Consider the following 16,136-nt stretch of genomic DNA (forward strand, 5'->3'; position numbering starts at 1 on the left):
CCCGCCAGGCGGGAGGGGCGGCGGCTCTGGCGAGCCGCGGCTTTGCCGGGCTCTTCCGAACATCATGAGCAATACACCTTCATCCAACATCGTTCTTGACGTCAACGGCATCGAGGTCATCTACAACCACGTGATCCTGGTGCTCAAGGGCGTGTCGCTGCAGGTGCCCGAGGGCGGGATCGTGGCGCTCCTGGGCGGCAACGGCGCGGGCAAGACGACCGCCCTGCGCGCGGTGTCGAACCTGCTGGCGGGCGAGCGCGGCGCGGTGACCAAGGGCAGCATCGAGTTGCGCGGCGAGCGCATCGAGGCGCTGTCGCCGGCCGCGCTGGTCCGGCGCGGCCTGGTGCAGGTGATGGAGGGGCGGCATTGCTTTGCCCACCTCACCATCGAAGAGAACCTGATGACCGGCGCCTACACCCGCGAAGACGGCAAGGCAGCAATCAACGAGACGCTGGAGAAGGTCTACGCCTACTTCCCGCGCCTGAAGACGCGGCGCACGTCGCAGGCCGCCTACACCTCGGGCGGCGAGCAGCAGATGTGCGCCATCGGCCGCGCGCTGATGGCCAATCCGACGATGGTGCTGCTGGACGAGCCCTCCATGGGCCTGGCACCGCAGATCGTCGACGAGGTCTTTGGCATCGTGAAGGACCTGAACGAGAAGGAACGCGTCACCTTCCTCCTGGCCGAGCAGAACACCAACATGGCGCTGCGCTACGCCGACTATGGCTACATCCTGGAGAACGGCCGCGTGGTGATGGACGGCGAGGCGAAGAGCCTGGCCGAGAACGAGGACGTCAAGGAGTTCTACCTGGGCGTGGGCGGGGCCGACCGCAAGAGCTTCAGGGACGTCAAGAGCTACAAGCGCCGCAAGAGGTGGTTGGCATGATGAGCAACAACGAACACTACGACGCACTGGAAACCCGCGATCCGCAGGCGCGCGAGCGGACGCTGCTGGAGCGGCTGTGCAAGCAGATTGCGCATGCGCAGAAGGCCGCGCCGGCCTTCGCGCGCATCCTGGCCGACGTGGATGCCGCGCAGGTCGATTCGCGCGAGGCCTTGGCCCAGTTGCCAGTGACGCGCAAGTCCGAGTTGCTGGCGCTGCAGCAAGAGGCGCGCGCCACCGATGCCTTCGGTGGCTTTGCCGCCATCGGCCGTGGCCCCCTGATGCGTCGCGTGTTCGCCAGCCCGGGCCCCCTCTACGAGCCCGAAGGCGCGGCGCCCGACTACTGGCGCACGGCACGCGCCTTGTACGCGGCCGGCTTTCGTGCCGGCGAGCTGGTGCACAACTGCTTCAGCTACCACATGACGCCGGCCGGATCGATCATGGAAAGCGGCGCGCATGCGCTGGGCTGCACCGTCTTTCCCGGCGGCACCGGCCAGACCGAGCAGCAGGTGGAAGCCATCGCCGACCTGAAGCCCGCCGGCTACGCGGGCACGCCCAGCTTCCTGAAGATCATCCTGGAGAAGGCCGCCGAGAAGAACGTGGCCTTGTCGTTCATGACGAAGGCATTGGTCTCGGGCGAGGCCTGCCCGCCCAGCCTGGCCGAGTGGTTTGCAGAGCGGAGCATGCAGGCATTGCAGTGCTACGCCACCGCCGACCTGGGCCTGATCGCCTATGAAACCGTGGCGCGCCAGGGCCTGGTGCTGGACGAAGGGGTGCTGCTGGAAATCGTGCGCCCCGGCACCGGCGATCCGGTGCCCGAGGGCGAGGTGGGCGAAGTGGTGGTCACCACCTTCAACATGGACTACCCGCTGGTGCGCTTCGGCACCGGCGACCTGTCCGCGCTGCTGCCCGGCCACTGTCCCACCGGCCGCACCAACCAGCGCATCAAGGGCTGGATGGGCCGCGCCGACCAGACCACCAAGGTGCGCGGCATGTTCGTGCACCCGGGCCAGGTGGCGCAGATCGTGCGGCGCTTTCCCGAAGTGCTGCGCGCGCGCCTGGTGGTGGAAGGCGAGATGGCGGACGACCGCATGACGCTCAAGCTCGAGTGCGCAGACAGCACGCCGGCGGGCCTGGCCGAGCGCGTGGCCGAAGCGATTCGCGAGGTGACCAAGCTGCGCGGCGACGTGCAGATCGTGGCGCCCGGCAGCCTGCCCAACGACGGCAAGGTGATCGAGGACGCGCGCAGCTACAAGTAGCTGTTCTTGGGCCAATGGGCGTACGACTCACAGCGTCTTTTCGACCAGCGCGCCCTTGAACAGCACCGGCCCCGTCGGCCCGCCCTCGCTGGGCACGCCGCCCCGGGGTTCGAGGCTGATCGCCAACGCCGGCACATCGCGTACTTGCGCCTCCACTGCCGTGAGCTTGAGCGCCGGGGCCTTGTCCATCACGCCGAGCGAGCGCGGCGCGGCGCCGCCGGGAGGCAGCGCCCACAGCTGCAGAGACTTGTCCTCGCCCTCCCGGTAGTCGCCCACGCGTTGCAGCACCAGCTGCCGATTGTTCGGGTCGAAGGTGACCAGCATCGAGGGCCTGGACTGCTCATCCGCCAGCACCGCCACGTACTGAACCGCCGGCGCCTGGCCCAGGCGCTGCGCCAATTGAACGCCGACCACCACCGCCAACACGGTGGCGAGCGCACCCGCCAGCGCCGCGCTGCGCCACAGCACAAGGCTGCGCAGCCAGCCGCCTTGGGGCGCCTCGGCAGGAGGCGTCAGCGCACGCCGCCGCGCCATGGCCGAGCGTTGCTGCTCGCCCTCGACGAGATTGCGGATGCGCGTCCACACGGCGGGATCGGGCTCCAGGCTCGGCTGCAGTTCGGCCATGCCGGCAAGCCGCCCCTGCCACACCAGCGCCGCGGCGCGCACCGATGGCTGCTCGCGCGCCAGCGACTCGAAGCGCCGGCGCGCGCCACCGCGCAAGGTTCCGAGCGCGTGGCTCGCGGCCAGCAGGTCGAGCAGTCGGGGGTTGTCGGCGAGGTTCATGCGGCGCCCCTGCTGCCTCGCCTCAGGCGAACTGCTTCATGCAGTTGCGCAGCTTTTCCAGCGCGCGCCGGATCCAGGTCTTCACGGTGCCCAGCGGCAGCGCGAGCTGCTGCGCCAGTTCGCCATGGCTCAGATCGCGCAGATAGGCCAGGCTGAGCACCTCGCGCTGCCGGCCTTCGAGCTCGCCCAAACAGTGTTGCAGGGCGCGCGCCTGTTCGCTGGCATCCGCGGCGTCGAGCGGATCGGCCGCGTCGGATGCCAAAGCCTCCAGCATCGATTCGTCGTTTGGCAACTGCACGCGCAGCGTGCGCTCGGCCGACTGCCTTCGCAGCGCGTCGAGCGAGCGGCTGCGAACGATCAGGCCCATCCACGCAAGCGGCGGGCTGAGCGACGCGCGGTAGTCGCCCGCCAGGCGCCAGATGGTGAGAAAGGACTCCTGCAGCGCGTCTTCGGCCCACTCGCGCTGGCGCAGGATGCGCATCGCCAGGCCCAGCAGCCGCGGCGCGGTGCGCTCGTAGAGCAGGCGCAGCGCCGTCTCGTCGCGCTGGCCCACGCGATCGAGCAAGGCCATGAGCTCGGCGTCGGGGCTGGATGCGCTCATGGGCGGATTGTGGTCCAAGGTCGGTCATGCGTCACGGCCAGCCGCGCGCCCGGCTGCCGCGCAGGTTTGCCGGACTGGGTCGCGGGCCGCGACTGTTGCAAATCAATACGGCCACGGCGCCCGCGCGGATTCAAAGACTCGCAAGCCGGGCGGCAATTTCTTGAATCCAACGCCGGAACGGCTGCGTATTCGCTGGCAGAGGCGGGCATCGGCGTTCGCCTCGCAGGGCCTTCCTCCTCCCACCGAACTCTTGAGGTGATGCTGATGAAACTCCGTCCCAAGCCCCATGTTCTGCAGCTCGGCGTGCTTGCCAGCTGCGCGGTCGCGGCCGCCGGTGCGCTGGCCTCCAGCCACCGCGAGGCGCCCTCCATCACCGCGATGCCCAAAGTGGACGCCACCGACTTCTACATGTTCCGCAGCTACGAGCCGGGCCGCCAGGACTACCTGACGCTGATCGCCAACTACCAGCCCGACCAGGGCCCCTACGGCGGGCCGAACTACTACACCCTGGATCCGGACGCGCTGTACGAGTTTCACCTCGACACCGACGGCGACGCGATCGAGAACATCAGCTTCCGCTTTCGCTTCGACAACCAGCTGCGCGACATCCAGTTGCCGATCTCCGGCAAGCAGGTCTCGATTCCGCTGGTGCAGGCCGGCGGCATCTCGGCGCCGAATCAGGCGACCAGCAATGTGCGCGAGACCTACACGATCGACATGGTGCGCGGCGAGCGGCGGCGCGGCCGGGTCGATGCAGTCTCGATGGTGGGCGGCGGCACCGTGTTCGACAAACCGACCGACTACATCGGCAACAAGACCTTCGGCCCGAACGGTTACGCGGCCTACGCCAACCAGCACATCTACGCGGTGAACATTCCAGGCTGCGGCACGCCCGGGCGGGTGTTTGTCGGCCAGCGCAAGGACTCGTTCAGCATCGCGCTGGGCAAGGTGTTCGACCTGATCAACCTCAACCCGCTGGGCGCGTTGGACGCCAACCCCGATGAGCTCGCCGGCCGCAACGTCACCACGCTCGCGCTGGAAGTCCCGATCGCCTGCGTGACCGGTGGCAGCCCCATCATCGGCGGCTGGACCAGCGCCAGCCTGCGCCAGGCCCGCCTGATCGCCAGCCCGCCCAAGCGGGGGCACGGCACCGCGACGCTCAACGGTGGCCCGTGGGCGCAGGTCTCACGCCTGGGCATGCCGCTGGTCAACGAGGTGGTCATCGGCCTGAAGGACAAGGACCGGTTCAACAGCGCCAAGCCGAAGGACGACGGGCAGTTTGCGGACTACGTGACCAACCCCACGCTGCCGGCGCTGATCCAGACGCTGTTCCCCAGCGCGGTTGCGCCGACGAACTTTCCGCGAACCGACCTGGTGGCGGCCTTCCTGACCGGCGTTGCCGGCGTCAACCAGCCGGCCAACGTGAAGCCGTCGGAGATGCTTCGCCTGAACACCAGCATTGCGCCCACGCCGAAGGCCGGGCAGAGCAATCTGGGCGTGCTGGGTGGCGACAACGCGGGCTTTCCGAATGGCCGCCGGCCCGGCGACGACGTGGTCGACGCCGAACTGCGCGTCGCGATGGGCGCGCTGTGCGTGGCGACCGGCGCCGCCGATGCGCTGCAAGTGGGCTGCAAGCCCTCCGATGCGCCGGCGGGCGCGGCGGCGCTGACCGACGGCACCTTGCAAAGCCCGGCGCAGTTCCCGGACGCCTTTCCCTACCTGAACCTGCCGCTGCCAGGCGCGCAATGAGGAGAGCGCCATGAAGCAAAAGATCCTTGGCGCCAGCCTTGCGCTGGTGATGGCGGTCCTGGTTGCCGGTTGCGGCGGAGGAGGAGGCGGCGGCGGCGGCGACCCGATGCCGGTGGCAACCGAGCCGCCGGCCCAGGGCGACCCACTCGACAAGATGATGGCGTTCGTGAAGGCCATGATCGAGGGCGCGCCGGATTCGGGCTCCGAGCCGGCCGATGTGTCGGCCTTCGATCCGCCGCCGAGATCGGACGCGACGGAATCCATGCCGACGACGACGCAGTAGCGGCCGTCATGCCTGCCATCGTCGTGTCCTGGCTGGCGCTCGTGCTGCTTGCGCCGGCGTGCTCAACGCCAGCCGGCGCGGCGCCGCGCGTGCCGTCCGGCGACAGCGCTGTGGTGGAGACACTGCCCGTCCTCGCCGCCTGGCCGCGCGAGGAACGCAGGCTGCGCCGCCAGCTGGCGCAGCGCCCGGGCGACGAGGCCAGCGCCACGGCCGCCGCGCAGGCCTACCTGGCGCTCGCGCGCGAGCAAGGCGATGCGCGCTTTGCCGGCCATGCCATGGGCGCCTTGCAGGCCTGGAATGCGCGTGCCGCCGCCGAGACGCCGGTTGCCGTGCTGCTGATGCGCGCGACGGTTGCCCAGTTCCTGCATGACTTCGACGGCGCCGAAGCCGACCTGGAGGCGGCGCTGGCCCGCCAGCCCGGCAACGCGCAGGCCTGGCTGACCCTCGCCACCATCTTGCGGGTACGCGGGCGCTATGCCGAATCGGACGCCGCCTGCCGCGCCGTGGGGCGCTACGGCCCGGCGCCCTACGGCGTGGCGTGCCAGGCAGAGAACGCCGGGCTGCGCGGCGAGCACGGCATGGCACGCGAAGCCTTGCGCGGCCTCTTGGCCGAACAGGCGCTGCAAGGCCCGCAACAGGCGGCACCGCGCCAATGGATCCTCACCAGCCTCGCCGAAGTCGAAGAACTGGCCGGACGCCCGGCCGCGGCCGAAGCCGCCTACAGGCAAGCGCTGGCGCTGGCGCAGGCGCAGGCGCAGGCGCAGGCGGAGTCGTCAGGCTACCTGCTGCTGGCCTACGGCGATTTCCTGCTGCAGCAGGAACGCCCGGCCGAGGTCCCGCCACTGCTCGACAAGGCGCAGCGCAGCGACGCCGTCCTGTTGCGCCTGGCCATCGCCGAACGGCGCACCGGCGCAGAGCCCGTCGGTTCGGCACTGGCGCGCGAACTGCACTCGCGCCTGGACGCCGCGGCGCTTCGTCCCGGCACGGCGGCGCTGCATGCGCGCGAGGCGGCCGTGTTCGCGCTCGACGTGCAGGGCGATGCCAGACGCGCAGTGGAGCTGGCGCGCACCAACGTCCTGTTGCAACGCGAGCCCTTCGATCTGCTGCTCTTGTCCCGGGCAGCCTTTGCCGCCCGCGACGCCGAGGCCCTGCGCGAAGCCAGGGCGCTGGCACTCAAGATAGGTCTTTCCGATGCCCGGATCGACGCCATTCCTTCTCTTTGAGGCGCCGGGTCTGCGTGCGCGGCTCCTGCAGTGGCTCGGTGCATGCGTGCTGGGTGGGCTGCTGGCCGCGGGAGCGGCCGGACCGGGCACGGCACACGCGCACAAGGCCAGCGATGCCTACCTTCTGCTGCAGGTGAAAGGCGATGCGCTGGCGCTGCGCTGGGACATCGCGCTGCGCGACCTCGACACCGTGCTCGAGCTCGATCGCAACGGCGATCGCCAACTGACATGGGGCGAGGTGCGCGAGCGGATGGACGACATCCGCGCCTATGCGCTGGCGCGCCTTCGCCTGCAGCAAGGGCGCTGCGCCTTGGCACAGACGAGCCCGCCTGCGGTGGACGATCGCGTCGACGGCGCCTATCTGGTGTTCCAGCTCGAGGCGCAGCAGTGCGCGCTCGCTGAAGGCGTCGAGATCGACTATGGCTTGCTGCGCGAAGTCGATCCGACCCATCGCGGGCTGCTGCGCGTCGACAGAAACGGTCTTCTTCAGGTCCGTTCACTGGATCCATCCGGCGGCCCGGTCACGCTGAGCTGGCCCGACGCAGCGCCGCCGGCGTCCCAGCGCAGCCTGTTTCGCGACGGCGTGCATCACATCCTGATCGGCTACGACCACATCCTGTTTCTCATCAGCCTGCTATTGCCCTCGGTGCTGCGCCGCAAGGACCGGGGCCGCTGGGAACCCGTGCCGGACTGGCGCGAAGCCGTGTGGCCCATGCTGGGCATCGTCACCATGTTCACCATCGCGCATTCGCTGACACTGGCGTTGGCGGGCCTGCATCTCGTGAACATGTCGCCGCGCGTCATCGAGCCGGCCATTGCGGCCACCATCGTGCTTGCCGCGCTCGACAACCTCTACCCCGGTTTGCTGCGCGGCCGGCGCCAACTCTTCGCCTTCCTGTTTGGCCTGATTCACGGCTTTGGCTTTGCCGGCGCCCTCGCCGAGCTCGCGCTGCCGGCGCGCAATTTCGCCATTGCGCTGCTCCAGTTCAACCTGGGCGTGGAAGCCGGGCAGCTCGCCGTGGTCTTCATGGCCCTGGGCGCGCTGTTGGCCATGCGAAATTGGCGCCAGTACGCGCCTGTGCTGCTGCGTGGCGGCTCGGCCGCGGCGGCCCTGCTGGCGTCGGTGTGGCTCGTCGAACGCGTGTTCGACCTGAAGGTCCTGCCCTTCGCGTAGCCACTGCTTCTTGTGTCGACTTTGCGAAAGTGGTGTACTTCCATTTGGTCCTGCACGCGCCGCGCGCGACGGCAACAACCGCAGGTTCTTTGCATATGACGCCAACCCAGGAGCGACCATGTCACTGCGCATCAACGACCTATCCCCGGACTTCACGGCCAACACCACCCAGGGCCCGATCAAGTTCCACGACTGGATCGGCGACGGCTGGGCGATCTTGTTTTCCCACCCCAAGGATTTCACGCCGGTGTGCACCACCGAGCTGGGCTACATGGCGAAGATCGAGCCCGAATTCACCAAGCGCAACTGCAAGCTGATCGGCTTGAGCGTCGACCCGGTCGACGCGCACGACCGCTGGGCCAAGGACATCGAGGAAACGCAGGGCTACCTGCCCAACTACCCGATGATCGGCGACACCGATCTGCAGGTGGCCAAGCTCTACAACATGCTGCCGGCCGACGAGCCGGGCACCTCCGAAGGCCGCACCGCCGCCACCAATGCCACGGTGCGCTCGGTGTTCATCATCGGCCCGGACAAGCGCATCAAGCTGATGCTGACCTACCCGATGACCACCGGCCGCAACTTCGACGAGATCCTGCGGGTGCTCGACTCGATGCAGCTCACCGCCAAGCACAAGGTCGCGACGCCGGTGAACTGGCAGAAGGGCGAAGACGTGATCATTGCCGGCTCGGTCAGCGACGACGATGCGAAGAAGCTCTTCCCCGATGGCTGGAAGTCGCCCAAGCCCTATCTGCGGGTGGTGAAGCAGCCCAGCTGATCGCAGCAACGCCGCCGGACGCGTCATGATCTTCGAGCAGATTGCGACCGGCGGTTGCCAGTCGTACCTGGTGGGCTGCAGCGCCACCTGCGCCGCCGCGCTGATCGATCCGGAACTCAGCCAGATCGACCACTACCTGGCCTTGGCGGCGCGCGAGGGCGTTCGCATCCGCTACCTGATCGACACCCACACGCACGCCGATCACTTCTCGGCGACCAAGGAGCTGGCGCGCCGGCTCGAGGTGCCGGTCATCATGCATCGCCAAAGCCCGGCGCCCTTTGTCGACATGCGCCTGGCCGACGGCGAAATGGTGGTGCTGGGCAAGCTGCGCCTGTCGGTGCTGCACACGCCGGGCCACACGGCCGACTCGATGTGCCTGCGGGTGGACGACCGGGTGTTCACCGGCGACACCCTGCTGATCGGCGGCACCGGCCGCACCGACCTGCCCAGCGGCGACCCGGAGGCGCTGTTCGACAGCCTGTTCAACCGGCTGCTGAAACTGGACCCCGCGCTCAAGGTGTACCCGGCCCACGACTACAAGGGCCGCAGCCATTCCACCATCGGCGACGAGCTGGCCACCAACCCGCGCCTGCAAAAGCGCGAGCGCGGCGAGTTCGTCGAAATGATGCGCCAGCTCAACCTCACGATGCCGACCCACATCACCGAGGCGTTGCGCACCAACATGAGCGGCGGCAAGACAGTGGCGGCGCTGCTGGCGCAGGCCTCGGCCAGCGTGCCCTTCATGTCGCTGGCCGAGCTCAAGGCGCGGGTGGAGGCGGCCGAAGACGACCTCATCGTGCTGGACGTGCGCGAGCGCGATGCCTACGAAAAAGGCCATGTGCCCGGCGCCCTTCTGCTGCCGCGCGGGCAGCTGGAACTGCGCGTCAACCAGGACCTGCCGGACCCGACCCGCCGCATCCTGGCCTGTTGCGAGCTGGGCTACATCTCCACGCTGGCCACTGCCACCTTGCGCGACATGGGCTTTCAACATGCCGTCGCACTGGACGGCGGCATGAAGGCGTGGCGGGAGGCAGGGTATCCGCTGAAGGCAGGCAGCGCGCCTTGAACGCGGCCGGCGAGGCCCGCGTCGATTGGAGGCGTGCCCAAACGGGTCCAGAATGAGCGGCGCGCCCCGGGACGGGCGCAGCATCCACGTTGCAAGACATGGAGAACCCGACCGATTTCACGGACACCGCGTTCCAGATGCCGTGCATGCGCTGCGGCCAGTTGCTGCAGGGAGGGGACCGCTTTTGCCGCTTCTGCGGCCAGGATCAGCTCGACGCCGAACTCGACCCCGTGGCGAGCCGTCCGGCATCCCTGGGCGATCGCCTGGTGCAGCCGGCTCGCGCCAGGGATGGCGCGCCGCCTGGGCGCGGCCCCGACCGCATCGCCGCGCGCGGCCGCCGCATTGGCGCCGGCATCGCGGCAGTGGTGCTGGCGGGAGTGGCTCTGGTGTTGGCGCACGACCTTTACCGGGCACGCCAGGGCGAGACCGTGCGCGCCCAGGCAACGGGCGAACCAGCACCAGCACCAGCACCAGCGGCAGCTCCAGCGGCAGCTCCAGCTCCAGCTCCAGCTCCAGCTCCAGCTCCTGCTCCAGCTCCAGCTCCTGCACCTGCACCCGCACCCGTACCCGCGCCTGTACCTGCAGATGCGCCTTTACCTGAGCCAGTGCCAGCGCCAGCGCCAGCGACAGCGTCGGTGCCTGCAGCTGCCGACACACCCGCGCCGCCCGACGCCTGCCACGAAGCCCTGGCCGCCATGGCGCTGTGCCCCAACCGCTGAAGAACCATCCCAAGGAGCCACCATGACGATCCGCTCGATCCTGACGGGCTTTGTGTCGACGCTCACGCTGGTCTGCACCTGTGCCGCCGCACCGCCCAAGGCACCGGCCGCGCCCGCGACGCAGCAATACAAGATCGTCACGGCCTCCAAGGCCGGCACCTACATCCAGATCGGCCGCGACCTGGCCAAGTGGGTGGCCGAGCCGGCCGGCATCGGCCTGGAGGTGATGGAGTCCAAGGGCTCGGCCGAGAACATCCGGCGGATGCGCTTCGAGCCGGGCGTCAAGCTCGCGCTGGTGCAGTCCGATGTGTTCCAGGCCTTCCTCGACGAGGCAAAGGCCGGCAATGCCGAAGCCGGCAAGATCATCCGCCCGCTTCGACTCATCATGCCGCTGTACGACGAGGAGATCTATTTCGTCGCCCGGGCGGATTCGCCGCTCAACGCGATCCACGAGATCAGGAACAAGAAGATCGGCGTCGGGCCCATCGGCAGCGGCACCGCCCTCACCTCGCGCACGCTCTACCAGCTCATGTTCGGCGAGCCGATGCCGGCCGAGAATGCGCGCTACCTCAGCAACGAGGAAGCGCTGACACAGCTCACGGTCGAGAAGACCATCGACGTCGCCATCATCGTGGCCGGGCAGCCGGCCAAGCTGTTTTCGGACATGCAGGCGGACGCCCGCAAGTTCATCAAGATCCTCAAGCTCGACGAAGGCGCTCTCGAGACGGCGCGGGCGCGCAAGACCTACTTTCCGGCGGCCATCCGCGCCAGCAGCTATGCCAACTGGCTCGCGGCCGACGTGCCCACGCTCACGGTCAAGGCCTACCTGGTGACCTACGACTACGGCTTGCAGTCGACGGTGAGCAGCCTGAATCGCTTCGCCGAGTCGCTGTGCGTCAATTTCGACAAGCTGCAGGCCAACGGTCATCCCAAGTGGAAGCAGGTGAAGCTGGAACTGCCGCCGCTCGGCCGGGACTGGCGCTACTACGCGCCGATGGAAAAGCGGCTGCGCAGTTGCATTGCCGGCCAGGGCGCCAGGCGCGCCTCGGTCGCCGATCAGGCCGTGCCCCCGCGCACGGGCGCCTGCACCGAGCAGGAACTGGTGCTGGGCCTTTGCAAGCGCTGAAGATGGCACCCGGCGCGTCGTAGACATTTTGCAACGAACCCTTTCGTTGGCGCGTGCACACTGACCGCGGTGCCGGCAACAATCGGCCAACGGAAGGAACGCCATGGATCCCATCGTCGGCCAGTTGCTGCCTCCGGACTACGAAGCCGGCACCGTCGCGCTTTCGTATGTGATCTCTTTCTTCGGCTCGCTGCTGGCCCTGCTGTGCGCCCAAAAGATGGTGCGCAAGGACGGTACGCTCGATCTGTCCATGTTGGCCTGTGGCGCGGTGGCGCTGGGCGGCATCGGCATCTGGTCCATGCACTTCATCGGCATGGCGGCCTACAGGCTGCCCGTGTCGATCGCCTACGACGTGCCGCTGACAGCCCTGTCGCTGGTCGCCGCGATCGTCATCTCGGGCAGCGGTCTGTACCTGGCCGGTGGCAGGCGCTTCACGCGTGGCAGCTGGCTGGCCGGCAGCCTGCTGGCGGGCATCGGCGTGTGCGTGATGCACTACATCGGCATGTTCGCCATGAACATGCGTGCCAGCATGAATTTCGACCTGGTCATCGTGGCCGCCTCCGTCGCGATCGCCATCGGCGCGGCAGCGACGGCGCTGTGGCTGGCCTTCAACCTCACGGAGCTGGCGCACCAGTTCATCGCGGCCGCAGTGATGGGAGTGGCCGTGTGCGCCATGCACTACACCGGCATGGCGGCGGCCACCATGATCTGTACCAGCGCCGCGCCGGCGGCCTCCTTCCTGGTGAGCGACGGCAACATCGGGCTGGCGGCTTTCTCCACCGCGTCCGTGGCGCTGATCTTCATTTTCAGCAGGATCGAGACCGATGACTGGCTCGACAACGCCAAGGCCAGGGAGCGCAGCGCCGCGCCGCAGGCGACAGCAGTTCAGCCGGCCCCACCCCACCGTCCGCCGTCATGAACCAGGGCCCGCGCCGCCGCATCAAGAGGCGCGCCCTCAATCACCCCGCTGCAGGTTGTCATTCACCCGCTCGAGCAAGGCGGCCAGCTGGGCACGCTCCTGCTCGCTGAAGCCGGCCACCGCCTGGTCGCTCAAGCGCCGGGCCTGCCGCTGCAGGCTGCGCTGGATCGCGCTGCCCTCGGGCGTCAATGACAGGCGGACGTTGCGGCGGTCTGCCTCGTCCACCTCGGCGGCCAGCAGCCCGCGCTCGCGCAGGCCCTTGATGAGGCGCGCCAATTGCGCCTTGTCGCGCCCGCTGTGCTGCGCCAGATCGCTTTGCGTGGCGCCCGGGTTGCGGCCGAAGTAGGCCAGCACCTTGCTGTCCATGTGCGTGACATCGCCGTGCGGCCCGCCGCGCAAGGCGCGGTACTGCTGCGAGCGGTAGCGGTGCATGACGGCATGGATCAGCTCGAGCACGCCGCTTTCCGGCAGCCCGCCCCCATGGTTGACAATATCAATTGATTTGCGCATGATAGAGGACATTATCAACCAATCGAAAGCATCTCGAATGGCAGAAGAGTCTTCCGGTGCCCGACGCGTCCAGCGTGTGCGCCATGAAACCCGGCGCCGCGACCTGAAAGTGCTGCGCGTCGAATCGCCCAGCCCCAACTACCGAAGCATCACGCTGGGTGGCGATGCCCTGGACGGCTTTGTCAGTGCCTCCTTCGACGACCACATCAAGCTGTTCCTCGATGGCGGCGACGAGGCCGGCCCGGTGATGCGCGACTACACCCCGCGCAAATACGACGCCGCGGCGCAGGCGCTGACCATCGAATTCGCGTTGCACGGCGACGGCCCGGCCGCGCAATGGGCAGGGGCCGCCCAGCCCGGCCAACGCGCCACCATCGGCGGCCCGCGCGGCTCCTTCATCATTCCCCTGGACTACGACTGGCACCTGCTGGTGGGCGACGACACCGCCCTGCCCGCCGTTTCGCGCCGGCTCGAAGAACTGCCTGAAGGTGCGCGCGCCATCGTGCTGCTGCAGGTGGCCCCGGCCGACCGGCGCGAGTTCGCTACCCGGGCCAATGCCCAGATCCAATGGGTGGACAGCGACGCCGCCTTGATCGACGCGGTGCGCGCCCTGGCGCTGCCGGCCGCTGGCGAAGGCTATGCCTGGTGCGCCGGCGAGGCCGCTACCATGGCGACCCTGCGCCGCATCCTGGTCGAGGACAAGGGCCATGACCGGCACGCCATCCGCGCCGCCGCCTACTGGAAGCGCGGCGCCAGCGCGCATCACGAGAACCTGGAAGGCTGAAGCGAGATCGACGAGTCATGAGCGAATTTTCCGACGAACTGCATGAGGTCTTCGAGCGCTTCGGCCGCATCTCGGTGCGGCGCATGTTCGGCGGCTACGGCATCTACCACGAGGAGCGCATGTTCGCGCTGGTGAGCGGCGACCGCCTGTACCTGAAGACCGACGACGTCTCGCGCCCGCAGTTCGACGCCAAGCGGCTGCCGCCCTTCGAGTACACCCGCCAGGGCAAGACCATGGCCACGTCGTACTACGAGGCGCCGGCCGAAGTCTTCGAGGACCGCGACGAGGCCGCTGCCTGGGCGCGCCTGGCCAGGGAGGCGGTGCTGCGCAAAGGTGCGGCGACGCCAAAGAAGCGCAAGCCCAAGGCCGCCAAGCCTCGCAGCTAGCCAACTAGGCAAGCCCGCGCCGGGCCTTGCGCGGCGCGCTCGCCGCCGCGTCGACAACCGCCACCAGCGGCGGCCGTTGCCCGCTGTGCATCCAGGCGTCGTAGAAGTCGATCTTCGCGTCGACCAGTTCCAGCGAACGCTTCATTTCCGCCATGGACGCCTCCACGCGCCGGCGATGCGCTTGGAGCAGTTCGCGCCGCTGGCGCAGGGAGCGGCTGCCCTGCATCACCAGCGCCGTGTATTCGCGCATTTCCGCGATCGGCATGCCGGTGGCGCGCAGACGGGCCATCAGGTCGAGCCAAGCCACATGCCGCTCATCGTAGACACGCCGGCCGCCTGCGTCTCGGGCCACGCCCGGCACCAGGCCCTGGCTTTCGTACCAGCGGATGGCGTGCACCGACCGGCCGGTGCGCGCGGCCAGTTCACCGATGCGAAGAGAAGCGCCGTCAGAGGACATCGGCCGATGTCTTCTTCTCGGGCGGCGCCAGCACCGCGTCGACGAGGGCCGTGTCCAGGTACTCGGTGAGCTCGACCACGCGGCCGCCTTCGAGCCGGTAGATGTAGCAGTACTGGTTGTCGTAGCGCTGGCCGCGGCGGGTGGCCACCTGGCCCTGGCATTGCACGACCACCCGGTCGTCCTCTGCAATGACGTGCTGCGCGGTGCTGCGGTAGCGCCCCTCGAACTGCGCGAACAGCGGCGTGAGCAGCTCGTCGCGGATGGCCGCCTTGCCGACGTAGCGGCGCGACCAGGCCGTGCAGCCCTGGATGGTCCAGGTGGCGTGCTCTGCAAGCAGGTCGACGAAAGGCTGGCCGTTGCCCTTGGCCAGTTCGGCGTGGACACCCTCGATGAGCGATTTGTTGTGCCGGCTTGTTGCGATGGAACTCATGATGATCGACTTTCCTTGGCTTGTGGGTGCGCCGGACGACCCGGCCAAGTCATTGGAAATGCTCGAGTCCACTCTAGGTCAAGCGGGCAAGCGCGACAAGCGTGCGCGCAGCGCGTAAAAAGATGAGCAGGCTCGTCACAAGTGGCCCGCGCCAACCGTCTTGTGATGTGGGGAGGTGCAAACCGGCGCCGTCCCCTCAACTTCCCCGGCGCAGCAAAGGATCTGACATGAAAGCAGTGATCATCGGAGGCAGCGGCCTCATCGGCAAGAAACTCGCGGCCCTGCTCGCGCAGGCGGGGCACCAGGTGACGGCGGCATCGCCTTCCACGGGCGTCAACGCCGTGACTGGAGAGGGCTTGGCCCAGGCCCTGGCTGGCGCCGAGGTCGTGATCGACGTGAGCAATTCGCCTTCCTTCGAGGACGGGGCGGTGATGCAGTTCTTCCGGGCGTCGACCCAGAACCTGCTGGCCGCCGAACTCGCCGCGGGCGTACGCCATCATGTGGCACTGTCGGTGGTGGGCTCGGAGCGGCTTCCCGAAAGCGGCTATTTCCGGGCCAAGGTCGCGCAGGAAGCCCTCATCAAGGAATCCGCGGTGCCCTACACGATCGTCCGCGCCACGCAGTTCTTCGAGTTCCTGTCGTCCATCGCCCATGTGAGCAGCCAGGGCCAGACCGTGCGCGTCTCTTCGGCGCGCCTGCAACCCATGGCCGCTGCCGACGTTGCCGAGGCGCTTTCCAGGATTGCCACCGAGGCGCCGCGCAACGGCACCTGCGAGATCGCCGGCCCCGAGTCCCTCGGCCTCGACGAATTGATGCGCCTCGCGCTTCGAGCCAGCCGCGATCCGCGCGAAGTCGTCAGGGACGATGACGCCCTGTACTTCGGCACCCGCCTGGATGATGCATCGCTGACGCCGGGCCCCGGCGCGCGGATCGGCACGACCACGCTGCAAAGCTGGCTTGCAACGAACGCCACGGGAAGCTAGTCCGGTGAAGCGAGCGATCGTGC

18 protein-coding genes are annotated in these 16,136 nt (G+C 68.5%); 13 read left to right on the plus strand and 5 right to left on the minus strand.

The annotated features are described in order from the left end of the window. The first annotated feature begins 64 nt into the window (after positions 1-64). Both ACIPRI_RS17135 and ACIPRI_RS17140 read left to right on the plus strand, forming a co-directional pair. Entirely contained in the window at positions 65-886 is an 822-nt protein-coding gene (locus ACIPRI_RS17135) for an ABC transporter ATP-binding protein (RefSeq protein WP_446622670.1), read from the plus strand. After that, on the plus strand, positions 886-2,142 hold the full coding sequence (locus ACIPRI_RS17140) for a phenylacetate--CoA ligase family protein (protein ID WP_446622781.1): 1,257 nt from the start codon (positions 886-888) through the stop codon (positions 2,140-2,142). The genes ACIPRI_RS17135 and ACIPRI_RS17140 overlap by 1 nt, the downstream gene beginning before the upstream one ends. Before the next feature lie 27 nt (positions 2,143-2,169). Here ACIPRI_RS17140 and ACIPRI_RS17145 read toward each other — a convergent pair whose 3' ends face one another. Continuing rightward, positions 2,170-2,925 carry an anti-sigma factor gene (locus ACIPRI_RS17145; RefSeq protein WP_446622671.1) on the minus strand — a complete coding sequence of 252 codons (756 nt, stop codon included), beginning with the start codon at positions 2,923-2,925 and terminating at the stop codon, positions 2,170-2,172. Positions 2,926-2,947: 22 nt separating this feature from the next. Next, a complete protein-coding gene (locus tag ACIPRI_RS17150) occupies positions 2,948-3,526 on the minus strand; it encodes an RNA polymerase sigma factor (RefSeq protein WP_446622672.1) in 579 nt (192 codons plus the stop codon). Positions 3,527-3,790: 264 nt separating this feature from the next. Between ACIPRI_RS17150 and ACIPRI_RS17155 the strand changes: the two genes are divergently transcribed. The 8 genes from ACIPRI_RS17155 to ACIPRI_RS17190 all read left to right on the plus strand — a co-directional run bounded on the left by ACIPRI_RS17155 (position 3,791) and on the right by ACIPRI_RS17190 (position 12,563). Beyond that, positions 3,791-5,275, plus strand: a complete 1,485-nt coding sequence (locus ACIPRI_RS17155) for a DUF4331 domain-containing protein (RefSeq protein WP_446622673.1) — start codon at positions 3,791-3,793, stop codon at positions 5,273-5,275. Positions 5,276-5,285: 10 nt separating this feature from the next. Next, entirely contained in the window at positions 5,286-5,558 is a 273-nt protein-coding gene (locus tag ACIPRI_RS17160; protein WP_446622674.1) for a hypothetical protein, read from the plus strand. An 8-nt stretch (positions 5,559-5,566) separates the two neighbouring features. Beyond that, positions 5,567-6,781, plus strand: coding sequence for a tetratricopeptide repeat protein (locus ACIPRI_RS17165; protein ID WP_446622675.1), 1,215 nt, complete (start codon positions 5,567-5,569; stop codon positions 6,779-6,781). Further along, the gene (locus ACIPRI_RS17170) at positions 6,750-7,955 is read left to right on the plus strand and encodes a HupE/UreJ family protein (protein WP_446622676.1); all 1,206 of its coding nucleotides are present in this window, start codon (positions 6,750-6,752) and stop codon (positions 7,953-7,955) included. The genes ACIPRI_RS17165 and ACIPRI_RS17170 overlap by 32 nt, the downstream gene beginning before the upstream one ends. 118 nt (positions 7,956-8,073) lie before the next feature. Further along, entirely contained in the window at positions 8,074-8,733 is a 660-nt protein-coding gene (locus ACIPRI_RS17175) for a peroxiredoxin (RefSeq protein WP_446622677.1), read from the plus strand. 25 nt (positions 8,734-8,758) lie between these two features. After that, on the plus strand, positions 8,759-9,799 hold the full coding sequence (locus tag ACIPRI_RS17180) for an MBL fold metallo-hydrolase (protein WP_446622678.1): 1,041 nt from the start codon (positions 8,759-8,761) through the stop codon (positions 9,797-9,799). A gap of 741 nt (positions 9,800-10,540) precedes the next feature. Then, positions 10,541-11,644 (plus strand): TAXI family TRAP transporter solute-binding subunit, encoded by a 1,104-nt coding sequence (locus ACIPRI_RS17185; RefSeq protein ID WP_446622679.1) that lies wholly within the window; start codon positions 10,541-10,543, stop codon positions 11,642-11,644. A gap of 103 nt (positions 11,645-11,747) precedes the next feature. After that, a complete protein-coding gene (locus tag ACIPRI_RS17190; RefSeq protein ID WP_446622680.1) occupies positions 11,748-12,563 on the plus strand; it encodes an MHYT domain-containing protein in 816 nt (271 codons plus the stop codon). 36 nt (positions 12,564-12,599) lie between these two features. Here ACIPRI_RS17190 and ACIPRI_RS17195 read toward each other — a convergent pair whose 3' ends face one another. Then, entirely contained in the window at positions 12,600-13,073 is a 474-nt protein-coding gene (locus tag ACIPRI_RS17195; RefSeq protein WP_446622681.1) for a MarR family winged helix-turn-helix transcriptional regulator, read from the minus strand. Between the two features lie 37 nt (positions 13,074-13,110). On the opposite strand from ACIPRI_RS17195, the gene ACIPRI_RS17200 reads away from it, so the two are divergent. Together ACIPRI_RS17200 and ACIPRI_RS17205 are read left to right on the plus strand one after the other, a co-directional pair. Beyond that, positions 13,111-13,857 (plus strand): siderophore-interacting protein, encoded by a 747-nt coding sequence (locus ACIPRI_RS17200; protein ID WP_446622682.1) that lies wholly within the window; start codon positions 13,111-13,113, stop codon positions 13,855-13,857. 17 nt (positions 13,858-13,874) lie between these two features. Then, on the plus strand, positions 13,875-14,243 hold the full coding sequence (locus ACIPRI_RS17205) for a TfoX/Sxy family protein (protein WP_446622683.1): 369 nt from the start codon (positions 13,875-13,877) through the stop codon (positions 14,241-14,243). A 4-nt stretch (positions 14,244-14,247) separates the two neighbouring features. Here ACIPRI_RS17205 and ACIPRI_RS17210 read toward each other — a convergent pair whose 3' ends face one another. After that, positions 14,248-14,700: a MerR family transcriptional regulator gene (locus ACIPRI_RS17210; protein WP_446622684.1), complete on the minus strand. Its 453-nt coding sequence runs from the start codon at positions 14,698-14,700 to the stop codon at positions 14,248-14,250. Next, on the minus strand, positions 14,690-15,130 hold the full coding sequence (locus ACIPRI_RS17215; protein WP_446622685.1) for a nuclear transport factor 2 family protein: 441 nt from the start codon (positions 15,128-15,130) through the stop codon (positions 14,690-14,692). Before ACIPRI_RS17215 ends, ACIPRI_RS17210 begins: the two co-directional genes overlap by 11 nt. A 227-nt stretch (positions 15,131-15,357) precedes the next feature. On the opposite strand from ACIPRI_RS17215, the gene ACIPRI_RS17220 reads away from it, so the two are divergent. Continuing rightward, a complete protein-coding gene (locus ACIPRI_RS17220) occupies positions 15,358-16,113 on the plus strand; it encodes an SDR family oxidoreductase (protein ID WP_446622686.1) in 756 nt (251 codons plus the stop codon). Positions 16,114-16,136: the final 23 nt, after the last annotated feature.

This window comes from Variovorax sp. LARHSF232 (genome assembly GCF_052871435.1).

Bases quoted from the DNA above. Each gene is read 5' to 3' on its own strand.
- ACIPRI_RS17135 (WP_446622670.1), top strand. From the start codon at position 65: ATGAGCAATACACCTTCATCCAACATCGTTCTTGACGTCAACGGCATC.
- ACIPRI_RS17140 (WP_446622781.1), top strand. From the start codon at position 886: ATGAGCAACAACGAACACTACGACGCACTGGAAACCCGCGATCCGCAG.
- ACIPRI_RS17145 (WP_446622671.1), bottom strand. From the start codon at position 2,925: ATGAACCTCGCCGACAACCCCCGACTGCTCGACCTGCTGGCCGCGAGC.
- ACIPRI_RS17150 (WP_446622672.1), bottom strand. From the start codon at position 3,526: ATGAGCGCATCCAGCCCCGACGCCGAGCTCATGGCCTTGCTCGATCGC.
- ACIPRI_RS17155 (WP_446622673.1), top strand. From the start codon at position 3,791: ATGAAACTCCGTCCCAAGCCCCATGTTCTGCAGCTCGGCGTGCTTGCC.
- ACIPRI_RS17160 (WP_446622674.1), top strand. From the start codon at position 5,286: ATGAAGCAAAAGATCCTTGGCGCCAGCCTTGCGCTGGTGATGGCGGTC.
- ACIPRI_RS17165 (WP_446622675.1), top strand. From the start codon at position 5,567: ATGCCTGCCATCGTCGTGTCCTGGCTGGCGCTCGTGCTGCTTGCGCCG.
- ACIPRI_RS17170 (WP_446622676.1), top strand. From the start codon at position 6,750: ATGCCCGGATCGACGCCATTCCTTCTCTTTGAGGCGCCGGGTCTGCGT.
- ACIPRI_RS17175 (WP_446622677.1), top strand. From the start codon at position 8,074: ATGTCACTGCGCATCAACGACCTATCCCCGGACTTCACGGCCAACACC.
- ACIPRI_RS17180 (WP_446622678.1), top strand. From the start codon at position 8,759: ATGATCTTCGAGCAGATTGCGACCGGCGGTTGCCAGTCGTACCTGGTG.
- ACIPRI_RS17185 (WP_446622679.1), top strand. From the start codon at position 10,541: ATGACGATCCGCTCGATCCTGACGGGCTTTGTGTCGACGCTCACGCTG.
- ACIPRI_RS17190 (WP_446622680.1), top strand. From the start codon at position 11,748: ATGGATCCCATCGTCGGCCAGTTGCTGCCTCCGGACTACGAAGCCGGC.
- ACIPRI_RS17195 (WP_446622681.1), bottom strand. From the start codon at position 13,073: ATGCGCAAATCAATTGATATTGTCAACCATGGGGGCGGGCTGCCGGAA.
- ACIPRI_RS17200 (WP_446622682.1), top strand. From the start codon at position 13,111: ATGGCAGAAGAGTCTTCCGGTGCCCGACGCGTCCAGCGTGTGCGCCAT.
- ACIPRI_RS17205 (WP_446622683.1), top strand. From the start codon at position 13,875: ATGAGCGAATTTTCCGACGAACTGCATGAGGTCTTCGAGCGCTTCGGC.
- ACIPRI_RS17210 (WP_446622684.1), bottom strand. From the start codon at position 14,700: ATGTCCTCTGACGGCGCTTCTCTTCGCATCGGTGAACTGGCCGCGCGC.
- ACIPRI_RS17215 (WP_446622685.1), bottom strand. From the start codon at position 15,130: ATGAGTTCCATCGCAACAAGCCGGCACAACAAATCGCTCATCGAGGGT.
- ACIPRI_RS17220 (WP_446622686.1), top strand. From the start codon at position 15,358: ATGAAAGCAGTGATCATCGGAGGCAGCGGCCTCATCGGCAAGAAACTC.